Source organism: Gammaproteobacteria bacterium (genome assembly GCA_029862005.1).
Taxonomy (GTDB): Bacteria; Pseudomonadota; Gammaproteobacteria.
This window is the reverse complement of record JAOTYD010000025.1, coordinates 30,986-48,064: the sequence shown is the minus strand read 5'-3', so window position 1 is coordinate 48,064 and position 17,079 is coordinate 30,986. Positions and strand designations below refer to the sequence as shown.

Annotated in this window: 18 protein-coding genes; 11 read left to right on the top strand and 7 right to left on the bottom strand. The window is 49.9% G+C overall.

Going from position 1 to position 17,079, the window contains the following annotated elements:
• Positions 1 to 156: 156 nt before the first annotated feature.
• From OES20_14345 to OES20_14330, 4 genes are all read right to left on the bottom strand, one after another.
• Positions 157 to 708: a hypothetical protein gene (locus OES20_14345; protein MDH3635877.1), complete on the bottom strand. Its 552-nt coding sequence runs from the start codon at positions 706 to 708 to the stop codon at positions 157 to 159.
• A gap of 335 nt (positions 709 to 1,043) precedes the next feature.
• Entirely contained in the window at positions 1,044 to 1,391 is a 348-nt protein-coding gene (locus OES20_14340) for a HEAT repeat domain-containing protein (protein ID MDH3635876.1), read from the bottom strand.
• Positions 1,392 to 1,583: 192 nt separating this feature from the next.
• Positions 1,584 to 2,000 carry a YeeE/YedE thiosulfate transporter family protein gene (locus OES20_14335; GenBank protein ID MDH3635875.1) on the bottom strand — a complete coding sequence of 139 codons (417 nt, stop codon included), beginning with the start codon at positions 1,998 to 2,000 and terminating at the stop codon, positions 1,584 to 1,586.
• A 10-nt stretch (positions 2,001 to 2,010) separates the two neighbouring features.
• Positions 2,011 to 2,571, bottom strand: a complete 561-nt coding sequence (locus tag OES20_14330; GenBank protein MDH3635874.1) for a YeeE/YedE family protein — start codon at positions 2,569 to 2,571, stop codon at positions 2,011 to 2,013.
• Between the two features lie 603 nt (positions 2,572 to 3,174).
• Between OES20_14330 and OES20_14325 the strand changes: the two genes are divergently transcribed.
• The 7 genes from OES20_14325 to OES20_14295 all read left to right on the top strand — a co-directional run bounded on the left by OES20_14325 (position 3,175) and on the right by OES20_14295 (position 9,776).
• The gene (locus OES20_14325) at positions 3,175 to 4,713 is read left to right on the top strand and encodes a phosphatidylserine/phosphatidylglycerophosphate/cardiolipin synthase family protein (protein MDH3635873.1); all 1,539 of its coding nucleotides are present in this window, start codon (positions 3,175 to 3,177) and stop codon (positions 4,711 to 4,713) included.
• 57 nt (positions 4,714 to 4,770) lie between these two features.
• Positions 4,771 to 5,526 carry a helix-turn-helix transcriptional regulator gene (locus OES20_14320; GenBank protein MDH3635872.1) on the top strand — a complete coding sequence of 252 codons (756 nt, stop codon included), beginning with the start codon at positions 4,771 to 4,773 and terminating at the stop codon, positions 5,524 to 5,526.
• Positions 5,527 to 5,569: 43 nt separating this feature from the next.
• A complete protein-coding gene (locus OES20_14315) occupies positions 5,570 to 6,313 on the top strand; it encodes an endonuclease/exonuclease/phosphatase family protein (GenBank protein ID MDH3635871.1) in 744 nt (247 codons plus the stop codon).
• An 8-nt stretch (positions 6,314 to 6,321) separates the two neighbouring features.
• Positions 6,322 to 7,434, top strand: coding sequence for a phosphatidylserine/phosphatidylglycerophosphate/cardiolipin synthase family protein (locus tag OES20_14310; protein ID MDH3635870.1), 1,113 nt, complete (start codon positions 6,322 to 6,324; stop codon positions 7,432 to 7,434).
• Positions 7,435 to 7,632: 198 nt separating this feature from the next.
• A complete protein-coding gene (locus OES20_14305; protein MDH3635869.1) occupies positions 7,633 to 9,030 on the top strand; it encodes a sodium-dependent transporter in 1,398 nt (465 codons plus the stop codon).
• 1 nt (position 9,031) lies between these two features.
• Positions 9,032 to 9,466: a type II toxin-antitoxin system RatA family toxin gene (locus OES20_14300; GenBank protein MDH3635868.1), complete on the top strand. Its 435-nt coding sequence runs from the start codon at positions 9,032 to 9,034 to the stop codon at positions 9,464 to 9,466.
• Positions 9,456 to 9,776: an RnfH family protein gene (locus OES20_14295; GenBank protein MDH3635867.1), complete on the top strand. Its 321-nt coding sequence runs from the start codon at positions 9,456 to 9,458 to the stop codon at positions 9,774 to 9,776. The genes OES20_14300 and OES20_14295 overlap by 11 nt, the downstream gene beginning before the upstream one ends.
• Here OES20_14295 and OES20_14290 read toward each other — a convergent pair.
• Entirely contained in the window at positions 9,763 to 10,011 is a 249-nt protein-coding gene (locus tag OES20_14290; protein ID MDH3635866.1) for an outer membrane protein assembly factor BamE, read from the bottom strand. The genes OES20_14295 and OES20_14290 overlap by 14 nt on opposite strands.
• Before the next feature lie 150 nt (positions 10,012 to 10,161).
• Here OES20_14290 and fur point away from each other — a divergent pair, with 150 nt between their 5' ends.
• A complete protein-coding gene (fur, locus tag OES20_14285) occupies positions 10,162 to 10,569 on the top strand; it encodes a ferric iron uptake transcriptional regulator (GenBank protein MDH3635865.1) in 408 nt (135 codons plus the stop codon).
• Positions 10,570 to 10,642: 73 nt separating this feature from the next.
• On the opposite strand, the gene recN is transcribed toward fur, so the two are convergent.
• A complete protein-coding gene (recN, locus tag OES20_14280; GenBank protein ID MDH3635864.1) occupies positions 10,643 to 12,307 on the bottom strand; it encodes a DNA repair protein RecN in 1,665 nt (554 codons plus the stop codon).
• 40 nt (positions 12,308 to 12,347) lie between these two features.
• Positions 12,348 to 13,217: an NAD(+) kinase gene (locus OES20_14275; GenBank protein ID MDH3635863.1), complete on the bottom strand. Its 870-nt coding sequence runs from the start codon at positions 13,215 to 13,217 to the stop codon at positions 12,348 to 12,350.
• 113 nt (positions 13,218 to 13,330) lie between these two features.
• On the opposite strand from OES20_14275, the gene hrcA reads away from it, so the two are divergent.
• The 3 genes from hrcA to dnaK all read left to right on the top strand — a co-directional run bounded on the left by hrcA (position 13,331) and on the right by dnaK (position 17,072).
• Positions 13,331 to 14,371, top strand: coding sequence for a heat-inducible transcriptional repressor HrcA (gene hrcA, locus OES20_14270; GenBank protein ID MDH3635862.1), 1,041 nt, complete (start codon positions 13,331 to 13,333; stop codon positions 14,369 to 14,371).
• Positions 14,372 to 14,459: 88 nt separating this feature from the next.
• On the top strand, positions 14,460 to 15,044 hold the full coding sequence (gene grpE, locus OES20_14265) for a nucleotide exchange factor GrpE (protein ID MDH3635861.1): 585 nt from the start codon (positions 14,460 to 14,462) through the stop codon (positions 15,042 to 15,044).
• A 93-nt stretch (positions 15,045 to 15,137) separates the two neighbouring features.
• Positions 15,138 to 17,072 (top strand): molecular chaperone DnaK, encoded by a 1,935-nt coding sequence (dnaK, locus tag OES20_14260; protein ID MDH3635860.1) that lies wholly within the window; start codon positions 15,138 to 15,140, stop codon positions 17,070 to 17,072.
• The last annotated feature ends 7 nt before the right edge of the window (positions 17,073 to 17,079 follow it).

Genomic DNA, 17,079 nt, shown 5'->3' with positions numbered 1-17,079 from the left:
ATCATTATGTTGAGGAAAAGCAATAATTGCGTCATTGTTAAAGTGTAAAAATTTTTTACACTTTCCCCTTCTTAATGTAAAGAATCTTTACAGTGTCCGTTCCTGGCCGAAGATTGCCCCACGCTAGGGATTTATGAGAGTCCGCTTACGAGGTCGCTAGAACTGATAAATTGCCTGCTCCAGTAGTTTGAAAGCCTCGCGACCCGTCTTAAATTCGGACTGCGTCTCGAAACCTTCCCGAGCCTTATCCATGCTGAGAGATGGAGCATATTCAAATGCCTGAAATGAGCCAAATCCATCAATAAATGGCTGAAAACTCATCCGAAGAGCCCGAGTCAGCTCATAGTGTTCAGGATTCTTGCGCGCAAACAATTCTAGCTCTATGGCAGCATGGTCGATAATCCTGCGAATTTCCTGACTACTGCTTGGCGTTGGGGGGCCTACAACACTGTCTACTTTTTCCCATTTCTCGAAAAGATCGAGTAACTCAGTTTTTTCTGGGTCAGTCAGCTTATTTTTTGGAACCGCGATTAATTTTTCTGAGAGTTCGACCAAATACGTTTGGCGATCTTGTTCTACATTAAGTCGTGTTGCTTCGGTAGGGCTGCCATCAAATGTTGAATAACCTCCAATTTCTGAAGCGCAACCCGTCAGAAGAAAAAAAATGACTACGAGTACAAGTCTCGGTTTACCTGATCCTCGCTGCACAATTCCCCCGATTTCAAAGCAGTGAAGTGGCAAGAAAGATTAAACACCATTGAGCTGTAAGTCTAGTAATCTGCGGTTATTTACTAAACATTAGAGTACAGATAACTTGAACCCCAATTAGATGCTTCATAGAGATTCTTGGGTGTCTGCTAATGGCCGAAGATTGCCTCCCACCACAACTTTATGAGCGTCCGCTAACGGGAAAACAGACGCTCAGAAATAATTATTCAGCGACGGGAACCGACCCCAACTCGGACTCTCATGCCCGTGCTCAAACCCTCACTTTGCGGGCACTTTGGCCAGGCTGCATGCGTTTGTTAGGTTGCTCCGTTGGATTACAAAAAATCCTCATCTGGATTCTCTTTCTTAAAACATTCTGCGATTTTCATCGCTTCCGAATTTTCGAAGTAAAGTAATGAACTGTAAGCCCAGCTTCGGACTTCGCTGTGATGACTTTTTAACTCCGCTTCTATTAAAGGTATTACTTTGGGATTCTTCGAGTTTCCAACTAGCTCAACAAACTTCGATCTCATATCTGGATCGGTTTCTCGAAGCATCAGTTGTACTAATTCGTCTATGTATTTATCCAGGTAACCCTGGAGCCAATGATAACCATCCTCGTATGTCAATGAATCAGAGCTTCTAAGCATCTCGATACATTCATCAAACTCCAGCGAGTTCATTTGTGTGCCCAGTGACCCTCTCCCCGAAAAGGATACCAATCTGAGTAAAAGATTTCTCGTAAGTTTGCTCCTCCGGTAAACTATTTCAGCGTCTCAATTTGGCCGAAGATTGCCTTCCACCCAGGTTTATTGAGGGTCTCCTTTGAAGAAAGCTGACGCTTAAAATCCAACAGAAAGACAATGAGCCTGGTATCAGTGAGGCAGTTTGTTTCTCACCAAACCATACAACCACGTTCCATGTAAAGCCCCAAGTAATACAATAAAAGCACCGATCGATCCCGCTCCAACAAGTGCAAAAATTGGCCCAGGACATAAACCAATCATCCCCCAGCCAAGACCAAAAATTAATCCTCCCAGCGGAAATCGAGCCTTTCCTTCCGCTTTTTGCGGAATCGTGATGATGGAACCTTCAATCGACTTGATCGACGTAAATCGCTTGATCAACTCAACGCCGACAAATGCGGTTAGAACCGCCGTAATAATCACCCCATACATTTTGAATGACTGGAAATGAAACATTTCCATTATTCGATACCATGAAGCAGCCTCGGATTTGATTAGGGCAAAGCCAAATACGATACCGAGCATTAAATAGGGGATGTATCTCATATTGGACCTCTCAGACGATGAAAGGCGTAATGAAATGTGAAGAAAGCATGCCACCACCGAAAATGCCGATGGCTGCGGTTAGCGATTTTAACTGTAGCGTGGCGAGACCGGTAATAGCGTGCCCCGAGGTACACCCGGAAGCGTAACGGGTTCCAAACCCTACCAGAATGCCACCGATCGCGAGTACGACGAGGTTTCGCAAACCCAAGTCATAAACCTCAGGAGGGTAGAGACCCTCACTGTGAGAGACGCCCCAGCCGGCCATCGTATCCACAGCGGCTGCAGAAAGTTGTACCGGTCCAGGATCAGGAAGTATCACGCCGGCGAAAAATCCACCTAACGCAACACCCAACACAAACGCAATACTCCATCCATATTTCTTCCAGTCGTACCGAAAGAACTGAACGTTTACTTTTTCTGGCTGGGTTATCGCAACGATATGTTCGAGATTTTGCGATATTCCAAACGATTTGCTACCGATGAACAACATTATCGGGACTAGGGAACCAATAATTGGTCCAGCCACATACCAGGGCCAAGGACTACTCAACAGCTCGACTAGATAATTCACGGGAAGACAGCAAATCGTAATTAGAGAATCGCAGTTTAGTTTCACCCTCGGTGATGATAAATATCTATTTATTCGGATGACCTGCCTGAAAGAGATAGAAGATAGATAGCTCTCGGTGCTTTAATTATTCGCAAGTTCGCGATATGAGTGTCTGTTCCTGGCCGTATCGTGAAGCTCATCGAACGAGACTGAGCGTCTCCTTTGGAGAAATCAGATCCCCCGCCAGCAATACTAGGCCTCGGTAACCGTCCCGAAGGAGACACCCGATTGTCTTTTGCACAGCCTGGTAGCACAATTGCAGATTAGGGGTAAAACACTGCTGGTGGATCCGGTGATCCGACCCTTCTCTACACTAAAGTCCCTGTACGGCGTTACCCTGAAACCAGCAGCATAGCGGCCGATATGATTGTACTGCTGTCCGATCCCCTGGCAACCGGCTATCCAAAGTAACAAGTCGCTCTATTTGATCCATTCAGTAGCATCTATCGATACTTTGTCAAAATAAGTGGCAAATTGAAACTATTAGCTACATTCTCTGCAGGATATCAGCAGCGTAGGCGGTGCATCAGGTACCCGAACGCTGGTAATGAAGGAGGGACTGATATGTTGCAATTTCCCGCTTCAATTAGCGTGCTTTGCCGTTGTACAACGATTGCGATTGTCAGTAGCCTGTCGATGGCCTGTTCATCCATGAGCCTAACCGCTTCGGGATCCTCCCAGGACGATAACGAACCGGCTGAATCGAAGATGCACCTGGGATCATTCGGGGAGCCTGATCGACTCGGCAATCCGACCCGTGGATCTTCGGGTTTAGAGAGCGGGGCGGGATTGGTGGGTAAAACACTGCTGGTGGATCCGGTGATCCGACCCTTCTCTACACTAAAGTCCCTGTACGGCGTTACCCTGAAGTCCACTGCTGGTTTCCTCGAAAGAAGGTTTATCGAAAGCGTACGTTTGCCGCTAATCGAGCGCCATCCCGTTCCCGGGTTAGCGGATGCGACGGCCATGGACCTCGTGGCCTGGGAACGCCATCTGGATGAGCTGACGTCCCGCAAATCGTCTTCTGGGCGTATTCGTTTCCTGGTTGACGGCGAGGAGTATTTTTCACGGCTTAGCGCTTCGATCGACGCGGCAGAAAAATCTATTGATATTCGTACTTATATTTTCGACAACGACGACGTGGCTTTACATATGGCAAACATGTTGCGGGCCAGATCCGGCGAGGTTGAAGTCAAAATTCTGGTCGATGGTTTGGCCGACCTGTTTGCTACCCGACTCGACTCGGCAAGTATGCCAGAGAATACGGACCTGCCAGCATCGATGTCTCGTTACCTGGCCCACGGCAGCAAGGTTAAATTTCGCAAGCAATCGAATCCGTGGTTCACGGGAGACCACGCCAAGATAACCGTTATCGACCAGTCCCTGGCCTTCGTTGGAGGCATGAATATCGGCAGGGAGTATCGCTATGACTGGCACGATTTAATGATGGAAGTCGAGGGACCAGTCGTTAGTCAATTGCAGTACGAATTCGACCAGGCCTGGGCGAAATCCGGCTGGATGGGTGATTTTGCCTGGTTGGCAACTGCCTTGAAGGGTCGTGAAATCGACGAATCACCAACGGGATACCCGATCCGCATACTGTCGACCACGATACATGATTCAGAAATTTACCGCGCCCAGGTTGCTGCCATCCGCCACGCCCGCAAACGCATCTACATCGAGAACGCCTATTTTTCCGATGATAAAATATTGTTTGAACTGGCCAGGGCGCGTCGCCGGGGCGTGGACGTGAGGGTAATACTGTCCTCGCAGGGCGACAGTGGCATGATCGATCTCAGTAATCAGAAGGCAATCAACATCATGTTGCGCAACGGAATCCGGGTATACAGCTACCCTGGAATGACCCATGTGAAAGCTGCAGTTTACGATGGCTGGGCCTGCCTGGGTTCAGCCAACTTCGACAAGCTCAGTTTGCAGGTCAACCAGGAGATCAATCTCGGGACTTCCGATCCCACGGCTGTCGCCAGTCTCTTGGAGCGCATTTTTTACCCGGATTTCGCGATTTCTTCCGAGTTATACGAACCGTTACCGATTACCAATCGTCACCACTTTGCTGAGTTTCTCGCCGACGAATTCCTCTAAGGGTTTATTTTAAGGTGGTATTATATTCCGGGCATATTAGCAATCGGAATCGAATCCATGTCGCAGACGAAATCTCTAATTGAAACCTTGAAGCAGGAGTTACGAAAGCAACGCGTTACCTACAAGCGTGTTGCAGAAGTACTCGAACTTTCGGAGACCAGCGTTAAGCGACTGTTTTCTGAAGAAGCTTTTTCAATCAGGCGCCTCGAAAAAATTTGCGAATTGCTGCAGCTTGATATCAGTGATCTGGTGCACCTGATGGAAAAAAATATCGAGCTAACGACACAACTTGCCCTGGATCAGGAAAAAGAACTGGTTTCTGATATAAAAATGCTACTGGTAGCACTATTATTAATGAACAAACTGCGGCTGGACGAAATACTGGACACTTACGATATCTCCGAACCCGAGGGTATAAAATTACTGGCACGGCTGGACCGCATGAAAATGATAGAGCTACAACCCGGTAACCGCGTAAAGTTGATGATTTCACAAAATTTTGAATGGATTCCCGGCGGGCCAATTCAGCGGTTCTTTGAAGACAGGGTCCAGCCGGAATTCCTGAACTCGTCTTTCAATGGAGCAGGCGAATTTCGCGTTTTCATGTCGGGGATGATATCGAGAAACGCTAACAGCGAGCTGATAAAAAAGATTCACCAGCTGGCCCAGGAAATGAGTGACATGAACCAGGCATCAGAATCGTTACCGCTGGAGCAGCGTTTCGGCACCAGTTTGATGATGGCAATCCGACCCTGGGAAATCAGTGTATTTGCAGATCTTCGCCGCTCCCGCGACACACGTGTTTTCCGATAATGAAACTACCAGAAATCCAGGTAGCCAATCGGTAGGCCGATCGATGATAAAGATATTAACCTATAACATCCACAAGGGATTCGATCGATACAACCGCGATTTTGTATTGCACAGAATCAAGGACCACCTGCAAAATGCCGAGGTTGACGTGGTGCTGCTGCAGGAGATACAGGGACGCCACCTGCATCACGAGAGCCAGATTTCGGCATGGCCGGATGTCAGTCAGTTTGAATACCTGGCAGATAATATATGGCCCCATTTCGCCTATGGTAAAAATGCAATTTACCGCAAGGGTCATCACGGAAATGCAATCTTGAGCAAGTTCAAAATTGCCGAGTGGAGCAATTTGAATCTTTCCCGTTTCAAGAGCGCCAGTCGTAGTCTGTTACATGGCACCATCGAATTACCTGACAGCAATGGACCGCTGCACCTGTTATGTGTTCACCTGGACCTGATCGGATTTGAACGCAAACGCCAGCTCCGAGAACTGAAGCGCTACATGGACTCCAGTATCAATGCCGCCGACCCGATCATCCTTGGTGGCGATTTTAACGACTGGCATGGCGGACTCGGCAGAACAGTGGAATCGCGGTTGGGTCTGCAAGAGGCGTTTCGCGAAAAGACCGGTAATTACGCCAAAACCTTCCCCTCCCATTGGCCCATGTTTCGTATGGACAGAATATACTATCGCGGAATCAATTTACTCGATTCGCACTGCATGGAACGGCAACCCTGGAATGAGCTATCGGATCATTTGCCACTCTATGCGTCTTTCGCACCTCAATAACACCGCAAGTGCAACCCGGTAAGAGATTATTCTTCAAACCTGACGAATATTTCGACAATCTCATTCGGGATATCAATCGGGCTCAAGTCGAGATCATTCTCGAGACATACATTTTCAAGCTGGACAATATTGGCAACCGAGTATTATCTGCACTGAATGACGCCGCTGTCCGTGGCGTCAGGTTGCAGCTGTTGATTGATGGGGTTGGATCCTATCGTGATTCGAGCCAGATCGCAGAAAACCTGGGATCGGAAAATAGCGAGGTTCGTGTATTTCACCCGCTTCCCTGGGATTTTCCGGTTTATCGAAGGGCGTTGAAAGCAGAACGCTGGTACTCACAGGTTTTCTACTTTATAGCCTCGATGAATCACCGCGATCACCGTAAACTCTGTCTGATTGACCGTAAAACCGCCTGGCTGGGAAGCTACAATATTACGGCCGATCATGAAAATCTTTCATCTCCGGTAGAAGATGATTACTGGCATGATACCGGGCTGCGGGTGACCGGGTCCGTCGTGCAATTGCTGGCTGCAAATTTTAACCATGTGTGGCACCGCAAGACCGGCAGTATCAGTCAACGATCGCGACATTTTATGGCACGTGATGAAATAAGACGTCGGCGCGAGCCAAGGCTGCACCTGCAGCAGGAGCTCGGGCTATGCTGTCAACGAATATGGGTCACCAACGCCTACTTCAATCCTTCAAACCAGATCCTCAAGATTTTGAAAAGCAAGGCAGAGTCCGGTCTTTCGGTCCAGTTAATCGTACCGAAGCGGTCGGATAGTGTTTTCTTCCCCCTGTTATCACGCAGTTTTTACACGGATCTGCTACAGAGTAATATTCGCGTTTTTGAATATGGCAATCGGGTGTTGCATTCTAAGACTATACTTATTGACAAACAGGTATTGATCGGCAGTACCAACTTGAATTATCGCAGCCTGTTTCATGACCTTGAGCTTGACCTGTTGCTGGACAATGCCCGGCTGGTCGAACAGATGCAGGAAAGATTTTGTAATGATATTGCAGACAGCGTCGAAATTACGCTGGACCAATGGCAACAGCACCCATGGCTTCTCAGACTCCTGGGATGGCTATCCAGGTTTCTGCGTTATTGGATGTAGTATGCCGGCGCGATATCGGGTGGCCCTCTTCAATCCGTATCATGCTGAGCGGCACACTGGCGTAAAAATGTAAAATAACTGGAATAAGTCACCTTAACTATACTCACTAAATTATTGAATTTATTATATTTAATTGTGGAGATGCTGGTAAAAAAATCGATACCGGAATAATTAACGACTCGATACCCAGAGCAAGATATGAGTACCATTGAAAACGGATTTATCTGGCGTTCACGGTCTGCATTTGTCATTGTAGCCGCCGGTGCAACGCTGAGCCTGAATGATCTGCTGACTTTCCCGGTGCTTGCAGGTCAAAACGGTGGTGGTGCTTTCCTGTTACTGTACATACTGTTTCTGTTTGTGCTGGGCCTGCCACTATTAATGACGGAAATGATGTTGGGACGGCTGACCCGTACCGACCCTGCCGCTAGTCTTGGAACGCTATCCGAACAATACAAGGCCTCGGTATACTGGAAACTCGCAGGCCTCAGCTCGATGCTCGCCGCCTTTCTGATCGTTGCCACGTTTAGCGTTATCGCAGGTTGGTCGCTTGCCTACTCGGTCAAATCGATGGTCGGTTTATTCCATGGCGTTACCCTGGAGTCCGCTAAATCCCTGTTCGATGGATTCATTATCGACGGTGAACGTATGACCCTCTGGCATACACTATTCATCATCGGCCTGGTTTTGATATGCGCGCAACCCATCAGGCAGGGCATCGAGCGTATAACACTGATTCTGGTCCCGCTTATGATTTTGCTACTGGTTTCCGGGCTCATGCTTGGTTTTATGTCATCGGGGTTGATCCCCAGTATCCATTACACGCTATATGCCGATTTTTCAGCGATGGATTCGAATACACCTATACTGGCGCTGCAGCGTGCGTTCTACACGCTGGCGCTCGGTATCGGTGTGATGATGGCCTATGGCCGCTACCTGCCCGCAGGTGTTTCGATTGGTTACTCGGCGGCCCTGGTCATTATGGTTGATTTGCTTTTTTCAATATTCACCGGCCTGTCGATAAACGCACTGATGTTATCGGCTGGGCAGCAGCCGGGAATAGACAGCCAGTTTGCCTTCAGGGTAATGCCCGTGATTATGGATCAATTCTCCTACGGAGGTCTCTTCAGTACCCTGTTCTTCGTGCTATTAACCATTGCCGCTCTGACCACGTCTATTGCATTGCTCGAGGCACCGATCACCTATTTGCAACGTATACGTTCGATTACTCGTTTGCGGGCAACGTTGATACTGGGCGTTGGAATCTGGTTGTTCGGCCTGGGTGTCGTACTGGCGCACAGCGTCTGGAACGGGGAGGGTTTTTCATTGGCATTATTTTTTGGCGATGACGCAATCCGGTTAGTAAACAATGCTGGATTTCACGACGTGTTGGTGTTTGTATCAAGCCATTTGATCCAGCCGTTTGTCGCCTTGTTTATTTGCCTGTTCGTCGCCTGGAAAATTCCGCGTGAGGTAAGCCACAAGGAATTCGCACTAGTTCGACACTACAGTTTTGAAATCTGGAACTATCTGGTGCGATACATTGTTCCAGTGCTGTTGCTGGTCGTCATACTGGCAGCTTTTGGAATTATTTGAAGTGCCCAAGATAAATCGCAGTGCCTTGATGCCATATCCTGCTGATTTTATGTATGCGATCGTGAATAATGTCGATAACTACCCTGAGTTCCTACCCTGGTGTAGCGATGTCAAAGTTCATCGGGTAGATGATCGCTCGATGGAGGCTTCGATCCTGATGCGGGGTGTCGGAATGAATCACTGGTTGAAAACCCGCAACTCGATGGAACCCGGTAAATCAATTGAAATGGAACTGGTCGAAGGTCCGCTACGTGAACTCCACGGGTTCTGGTGTTTTACCCCGATTGATCCAGAGGGCTGCAAAATCGAGTTGACACTCGAGTTCAAAATGAAACATGGCCTCGCATCTACGCTGGTTGGTCCCGCTTTCTCGCGTATCGCAAACACGATGGTCGAATCCTTTTGCGATCGAGCCAGGGCGCAGCATGACCGCTAAAACCTCGATTGAAGTCGCCTACGCTACCCCTGAAAAGCAGGTTATTCTCGAACTCGAGATCGAGGCGGGTACCACTGTTCGTGCAGCCGTCAAGCAGTCTGGTATTGATAAGCATTTTCTCGAGATTGACCTGGATAACTGCGAACTGGGGATTTTCAGCAAGGTCGTTGCCCCCGACTACGAACCGGGTGATGGCGATCGCATCGAGATCTACAGACCACTTATTGCCGATCCCAAGGAAATAAGAAGGCAAAGAGCGGCAATGGGCTTAAAAACGAAAAAAGGCGGTGGTGCGATCAACCCGGATTAAGGTTACCCTCGATTTTTGACAACAGGTCATTGCTGAAGGTCAAGGTCATCCGTTTTTTCTCGATTTCGCCATCGTCCCCGGTTTTCAGATAGTAAATATAATGCCATTGATCAGGTTGGTACAGGTCAACGATAGCGGGCGTACCCAGCAAGAATTTAACCTGGTTGCGCGACATGCCGATTTCCAGCTGCTGAACCAGGCTGGCGTCGATCCGGTTACCCTGCGGGATATCCATTCGATACACACAGCCGGAGAATGCTACAATGACGCATCCTCCAATCAGGATTCTTCGAAAAAGTCTAAATTTCATACTGCTGATTGCCGCGAAGGAAGGCGCGATAATACTGCCCCAACCGACATGCTGCAAATACTGTGAGAGCTTTCTATGGAAACAGCCGATATTAAAAATGCAGGTTTAAAGGTTACCTTGCCGCGGATGAAAATTCTCGAATTGCTGGAAAACTCGGCTGATCGACATTTGAAGGCCGAGGACATCTATAAAATGCTACTGGACTCTGGCGAAGAAATAGCACTGGCAACCGTTTATCGAGTCCTGACCCAGTTTGAAACCGCGGGCCTGGTAACCCGTCACCACTTTGATGGTGGTCACGCGGTATTTGAAATCAACGACGGCGAGCACCACGATCACCTGGTTGATATTTCAACCGGCAAGGTCGTAGAGTTTTATGACGAAATTATCGAGCAGCGTCAAAAGGAAATTGCCGACAGGTACGATTTCAAGATAACCGAGCACACCATGGTGCTGTACGGACACTTTCATAAAAATAAGTAAATTGAAAATTTAACCGTCGACGACCGACAGGCTTGAACGAAGGTACCCGGGCACTTTACAACTCCGAATCGCCTCATTCCTGCAGCGCCAGCATTTCACTCGCATGTGCCCGGGTCTGCTCGGTAATGGTCACGCCGCCAAGCATTCGCGCTACTTCCTCAAGTCGTTCTTCGGGGTTCAATGAAAACACCCGGGTCGCAGTTTCGTTTTGTTCGTTAATTTTCGATACCCGGTAATGGTGATGGGCCTGGGATGCAACCTGGGGCAGGTGAGTGACGCAGAATACCTGCCGGTCTCGACCCAGCAAGCGCAGCTTCTTGCCAACTATTTCAGCGACACCTCCGCCCACACCACTATCGACTTCATCGAAAATCAGGGTCGAAATTTTTGAGGACTCGCTCATAATCACCTGTATCGCGAGGCTGATGCGGGAGAGCTCGCCCCCGGAGGCTACCCTGGACAGCGGCCTCGGCGTCTGGCCCGGGTTAGCGCTGACCAGGTAACGAACGCCGTCGAAGCCATGCTTGCCGGGCTCCTGGTGGGGTTCGATGTCAATGATGAATTTGCCGCCCTCCATACCCAGTTGCTGCATAACCTGCGTTACCTGTTCGGAGATACCTACAGCGGTCTGCTGCCGCCTTAACGATAATTCTCCGGCGCTGAACAAATAGTCTTCACGAGCCTTGACCAGCTCGGCCTCAATTTTTTCTGCATCGAAACCGTCGCCCTGCAACAACTCGAGCTCGCGGTTCAGATCGGAACACAACGCCGGCAGCGCGGCGATCTCGACACGATGCTTGCGCGCCAGGTTCTGGATACTGGCTATGCGCTCATTAATCGCTTCCAGGCGTGTCGTGTCGAGTTCGATGCCGGCGCGGTAATTTCGCAGTTCCGAGCTGGCCTCCTGGACCTGGATCAAGGCCGCGCTTATCAATTCATGGATTTCCAACAGCACTTTGTCATTTTCCACAAGCTCGCCCAGTCGCTGCTCACAAAGACTGAGTACGGACTGGATATTCTGCTCATCGTTTTCGTAAAGCAGCCCGAGAATCTGACTCGTTTGTTCGATAATCGTATCGGCGTTCGACAGCCGTCGATACTCGACCTGTAATGCCTCATACTCGTCTTTTGTCAAAGCCAACTGGTTCAACTCCGAGCAATATAAACCCAACAAATCGATACGTTGTTCGCGCTCTCGTGAACCGGACTGGGCTTGTTGTAAACGCTGCTCCAGGGATCTATATATTTCAAATTTCTCACGTACTTCGTCGAGCAGGTTGCGTTCGCCGATAAAAGCATCGAGTAATTGACGTTGCACCGAGGGTACCTGCAGGGATTGATGTTCATGTTGACCGTGAATATCGATCAGCATGTCGCAGAGTGTCCTCAACTGCGCCAGTGTTGCGCTGAATCCGTTGATGAAAGCCTTGCTGCGTCCATTGGCATGAAGCACGCGCCTTATCATGCATTCTCCGTCGGCGTTCATTTCGTTGTTGGCAAGCCAGTTGTCCACCGCCGGCGCGTCATCTAGGTTGAAACTGACGCTTATTTGGGCTCGCTCGCAATCCTGGCGAATAGAATCAGCCTCGGCTCGATCGCCTGCAACCAGCTTGATTGCATCGAGCAAAATCGATTTTCCCGCTCCGGTTTCGCCGGTGAGCGCGCTCATTCCGGAATCGAATTCGAGCTGCAATGAATCAATGATTGCAAAGTTCTCGATTTGAATCGATTCGAGCATCAATCGGGTTCCTGGTCTGCTCTGACGGATCGACAGCGCACTAGTAGTTCGCACTCCAGTAGAGCTTGCCCCGCAGAACCTGAAAATAATCATAATCCTCGGGATGCAGCAACCTTAGCGGTTTGGGATAGCGTGTTATGAGTACGCGGTTATCCTGGTTTACGATCGTGGTCGAATGACCGTCGTAGCTGACCTTTGCCTGCAACGAATCCTGCCCCAGGCGAACTTCGATGGATTGATCTGCGGGCAACACGATGGGACGATTACTGAGCGTATGCGGACATATCGGCACAATTGCCAGCGTGTTGAGAGAGGGGTGCATAATCGGGCCACCGCCGGAAAGGGCATAGGCGGTAGAACCGGTCGGAGTGGTTACGATAACCCCATCGGAACGCTGGATATGGATCAGGGCGCCACCGCTTGAAATTTCATACTCGATCATGCTGGATGATTCGTAGCTGTGCAGAATGATGTCGTTGAGGGCGTAATTCCTGGCAATCAGCTTGTCGTGATCATAAAAATGCCCCTGGATCAGGAATCGTTCGTCTACACTGTAACGACCCTGCATGACGGCATCCAGATAAGATTCGAAGTGCTCAAACGAGACGTCTGCAAGAAATCCAAGCCGCCCCAGGTTAATTCCCAATAGCGGGGTGTCAACGTCGGCAAGCGCCCTTGCGGCGGTTAGCAGGGTGCCGTCGCCACCCAGCGTAATCACCAGGTCCGCTTCCTCCACCAGTTGCTCCAGAGAAACGTTGGATACCCCGGACACGGGTTGGTCGAAATCGAGGCAATGAACGACAACGCTGGCGTGGCGCGACAATACCGCGACGACCTGCTGTATCTTCTCCTGCCGGTCCTGCATGTCGCTGCGCACCACGAGGCCAACTGATTTGAAGTTTGAAGACATTTTTTAAACGACTGTCCAGGTTCCTTGATTTAACGGGCATTAGTATATAGCTTGTGTTTCACTGTATTAAATTTGCAGCTAAACTAGCGCCTGGCAACAATATATCAGACCCGATGATCGAAAAATACGAACTTGATGAACGCGCCCAGGTTTTATTGCGGGAATTAATCAACTCGTATACGCGTGATGCACAACCTGTTGGCTCAAAGAACCTGGCGGAACTGTCGGGACTCGACGTCAGTTCTGCCACGATTCGCAATATCATGGCAAAACTCGAGGATATGGGCCTGGTGAATTCCCCTCACACCTCGGCCGGTCGAATTCCTACTGATGCCGGCTACCGGTTTTTTATCGACAGTCTGCTCGAAGTTGGCGATCTCGCCAGCACTTCGCAGCAGGTTATTTCGGAAACCTTTAGCACCAATAAAACATCGAGTGACCTGATACACAGCGCAACTGATATCCTGTCGCGGATTACCCACCTGGCCGGGATTGTCAGCCTGACACATACCGCGCCGGCTGAAGTGCGGCATATCGAGTTCATGACATTGAGCGAACGTCGAGTTCTGGTGATCCTTGTCATCAACAAGGACAATGTGCACAACAAGGTGATTCATGTGGATCGGGATTACAGCGACCTCGAACTGCAACAGGCAGCACAGACCCTGAGTCACTACCTGATAGGGCGTAGTTTTGAAAGCGCCCGTGAGAAATTGCTGGAAGACCTCTCCGAACTGAGAACCAGCGTCGATTCCATCCTCGAACCGGTGCTCGACGCGATGCAGGAAATCTGTAGTCTGAATGCGCATGATGATCTGCTGACAAGCGGTGAATCTAACCTGCTTCAATACGCGGAACTCTCTGATATCAATAAGTTACGAGATCTATTTGAAGTGTTTAATGAGAAAACGGATTTACTGAAACTGCTCGATGGCTGCACCTCGGCAGATGGTGTTGAAATCTTTATCGGCAGCGAATCGGGATACTCGGTCTTAAGCGATTGCAGCGTGGTTGGCGCTCCCTACGAAATCAAAGGTGAAGTTGTCGGCGTGCTTGGCGTCATCGGTCCAACTCGTATTGCCTACGAGCAGGTAATACCCATTGTCGATGTCACGGCAAGATTATTAACTTCGGCCTTGAATACTCGGAAATAATCCTTAAATTAAACGCCATTTAATTACCGCTGAATTTCAGCCGGTCAAATTCACCCTAACCAGCGAACCAGTTAAACCGGAGCAGTCAATGTCGTCACAACAATCCGAAGCCCATCCTGACGAGGAACATCCTATCGCCACCGAAGCCGAGGAACAGGCTCATCTCGAAGATGTTGTTCCTGAAGCGGCTGAAGATGAAATCGAGGCCGATGAGCCTGTCGAGACACAGCTGGCAAAAGCACAGGAAACGATTAAGGATTACTGGGATCAGATGATGCGATTGCGTGCTGAGATCGACAATAACCGCAAGCGCGCCGAACGCGATGTCGAGAATGCCCACAAGTATGCCTTGAAAAATTTCGTCGAAAACCTGTTGCCCGTGATTGACAGTATGGAGATGGGTCAGACGGCTGCCGTGGCCGACAATGCAACCCTGGAGAGCATTCGCGAGGGAACCGCCCTGACCATGAACATGCTGGTCCAGGTACTCGAAAAAAACGGGCTCGAGCACATTGATCCGATGGGGGAGATTTTTGATCCCGAGAGACACCAGGCTATCAGCATGGTTGATGCCAAGGGTGTCAAATCGAATACGGTTGTCGAAGTCATGCAGAAAGGCTTCCTGTTAAACGAACGGCTGGTTCGACCAGCCATGGTCGTGGTTGCCAAGTAAATTAAGAAAAAATCGCGAAATATACTTGAAAGCGTCAGAAATAACCCTACATCGAGTGTAAGTTTCACTAGACAAATTTTTCGGAGTATTTAAATGGGCAGAATTATAGGCATAGACCTCGGTACCACGAACTCTTGCGTGGCGGTAATGGAGGGCGGCAAGCCCAAGGTTATTGAAAATGCCGAAGGCGATCGTACCACTCCCTCAATCGTGGCCTTTGGCGCTGAAGACGAGGTGCTGGTGGGGCAGCCGGCAAAGCGCCAGGCAGTAACAAACCCGGCTAACACGCTGTACGCGGTAAAACGCCTGATCGGGCGCCGTTTCGACGAGAAAGAGGTGCAAAAGGATATTGACCTGGTGCCCTATACCATTCTAAAGGCAGACAATGGCGACGCCTGGGTCGAGGCCAAGGGTAAGAAAATGGCGCCGCCTGAAATCTCGGCGCGCGTGCTGCAGAAAATGAAAAAGACCGCGGAAGAGTATCTCGGTGAAGAAGTCACCGAAGCCGTTATCACGGTTCCGGCCTATTTCAACGATTCGCAACGCCAGGCAACCAAGGACGCAGGTAAAATTGCAGGCCTCGAAGTCAAGCGAATTATCAATGAACCCACTGCCGCGGCGCTCGCTTACGGCATGGACAAAGCTACTGGCGATAAAAAGATCGCGGTGTATGACCTGGGTGGCGGTACCTTCGATATTTCAATCATCGAAGTCGCCGAGATCGATGGTGAACACCAGTTCGAAGTGCTGTCGACCAATGGCGATACCTTCCTCGGTGGTGAGGATTTCGACATGCGCCTGATCGACCATCTCGCCGACACTTTCAAGAAGGAACAGGGTATGGACCTGCGTGGTGATCCGCTCGCAATGCAGCGCCTCAAGGAGGCTGCCGAAAAGGCAAAAATCGAGTTGTCATCGAGCCAGCAAACCGATGTAAACCTGCCTTATATCACTGCAGATGCGTCAGGACCGAAACACCTCAATTTAAAAATCACTCGAGCCAAGCTCGAATCACTGGTCGACGACCTGATTGCACGCACCATCGATCCACTCAAGCTGGCGCTGGATGACGCGGGTGTATCGGTATCAGACATCAACGATATTATCCTGGTGGGTGGTCAAACCCGTATGCCCAAGGTCCAGGAAGTGGTTACAAACTTCTTTGGTCGCGATCCGCGTCGCGATGTAAATCCGGACGAGGCCGTAGCCTGTGGTGCTGCAATCCAGGGTGGCGTGCTGGGTGGCGATGTCAAGAATGTATTACTGCTTGACGTCACTCCGCTATCACTGGGTATCGAGACCCTCGGTGGTGTCATGACCAAGTTGATCGAGAAAAATACAACCATTCCGACCAAGGCGGCACAGACTTTTTCAACCGCGGAAGATAACCAGACCGCGGTAACGGTGCACGTGCTTCAGGGTGAGCGCGAGGTGGCCACGGCGAATAAGTCTCTGGGCCGCTTCGACCTGTCGGACATTCCGCCGGCGCAACGTGGTGTACCACAGATCGAGGTAACCTTCGATATCGATGCCAACGGTATCCTCAATGTCTCAGCCAAAGACAAGGCAACCGGTAAGGAACAAAAGATCGTCATCAAGGCCTCCAGCGGCCTTTCCGATGATGAAGTCGATGCGATGATCAAGGATGCCGAGGCGCATGCTGACGAAGATCGCAAGCATCGAGAAACCGTCGAAACACGCAACCAGGCTGACGCGATGATCCACGCGGCAGAGAAAACGCTCAAGGACCTGGGTGACCAGGTCGAGGACGAAGACAAGAGTAAGATCGAATCTGCAATCGAAGATCTGAAAAAGGCCCTGGAAGGTTCGGATAAGGACGATATCGATGCCAAAACGCAGGCACTCGCCGAGGCATCCAGCAAGTTGGCTGAAAAGGCCTATTCTGCCGCTGGCGCCGCGGAAGGCGGTCCGGATCCAGTCGATGCGAATGCATCGGCACAGGCAGATGCGAGCGATGATGTTGTCGATGCCGAATTCGAAGAAGTAAAAGAAGACGACAAAAAGTAACGGTTTT

Excerpts from the sequence above, each read along its gene's own strand:
- OES20_14340 (MDH3635876.1), bottom strand. The coding sequence starts at position 1,391 with ATGAACTCGCTGGAGTTTGATGAATGTATCGAGATGCTTAGAAGCTCT.
- OES20_14335 (MDH3635875.1), bottom strand. The coding sequence starts at position 2,000 with ATGAGATACATCCCCTATTTAATGCTCGGTATCGTATTTGGCTTTGCC.
- OES20_14325 (MDH3635873.1), top strand. The coding sequence starts at position 3,175 with ATGTTGCAATTTCCCGCTTCAATTAGCGTGCTTTGCCGTTGTACAACG.
- OES20_14320 (MDH3635872.1), top strand. The coding sequence starts at position 4,771 with ATGTCGCAGACGAAATCTCTAATTGAAACCTTGAAGCAGGAGTTACGA.
- OES20_14315 (MDH3635871.1), top strand. The coding sequence starts at position 5,570 with ATGATAAAGATATTAACCTATAACATCCACAAGGGATTCGATCGATAC.
- OES20_14305 (MDH3635869.1), top strand. The coding sequence starts at position 7,633 with ATGAGTACCATTGAAAACGGATTTATCTGGCGTTCACGGTCTGCATTT.
- OES20_14295 (MDH3635867.1), top strand. The coding sequence starts at position 9,456 with ATGACCGCTAAAACCTCGATTGAAGTCGCCTACGCTACCCCTGAAAAG.
- OES20_14290 (MDH3635866.1), bottom strand. The coding sequence starts at position 10,011 with ATGGATATCCCGCAGGGTAACCGGATCGACGCCAGCCTGGTTCAGCAG.
- fur (MDH3635865.1), top strand. The coding sequence starts at position 10,162 with ATGGAAACAGCCGATATTAAAAATGCAGGTTTAAAGGTTACCTTGCCG.
- recN (MDH3635864.1), bottom strand. The coding sequence starts at position 12,307 with ATGCTCGAATCGATTCAAATCGAGAACTTTGCAATCATTGATTCATTG.
- OES20_14275 (MDH3635863.1), bottom strand. The coding sequence starts at position 13,217 with ATGTCTTCAAACTTCAAATCAGTTGGCCTCGTGGTGCGCAGCGACATG.
- hrcA (MDH3635862.1), top strand. The coding sequence starts at position 13,331 with ATGATCGAAAAATACGAACTTGATGAACGCGCCCAGGTTTTATTGCGG.
- grpE (MDH3635861.1), top strand. The coding sequence starts at position 14,460 with ATGTCGTCACAACAATCCGAAGCCCATCCTGACGAGGAACATCCTATC.
- dnaK (MDH3635860.1), top strand. The coding sequence starts at position 15,138 with ATGGGCAGAATTATAGGCATAGACCTCGGTACCACGAACTCTTGCGTG.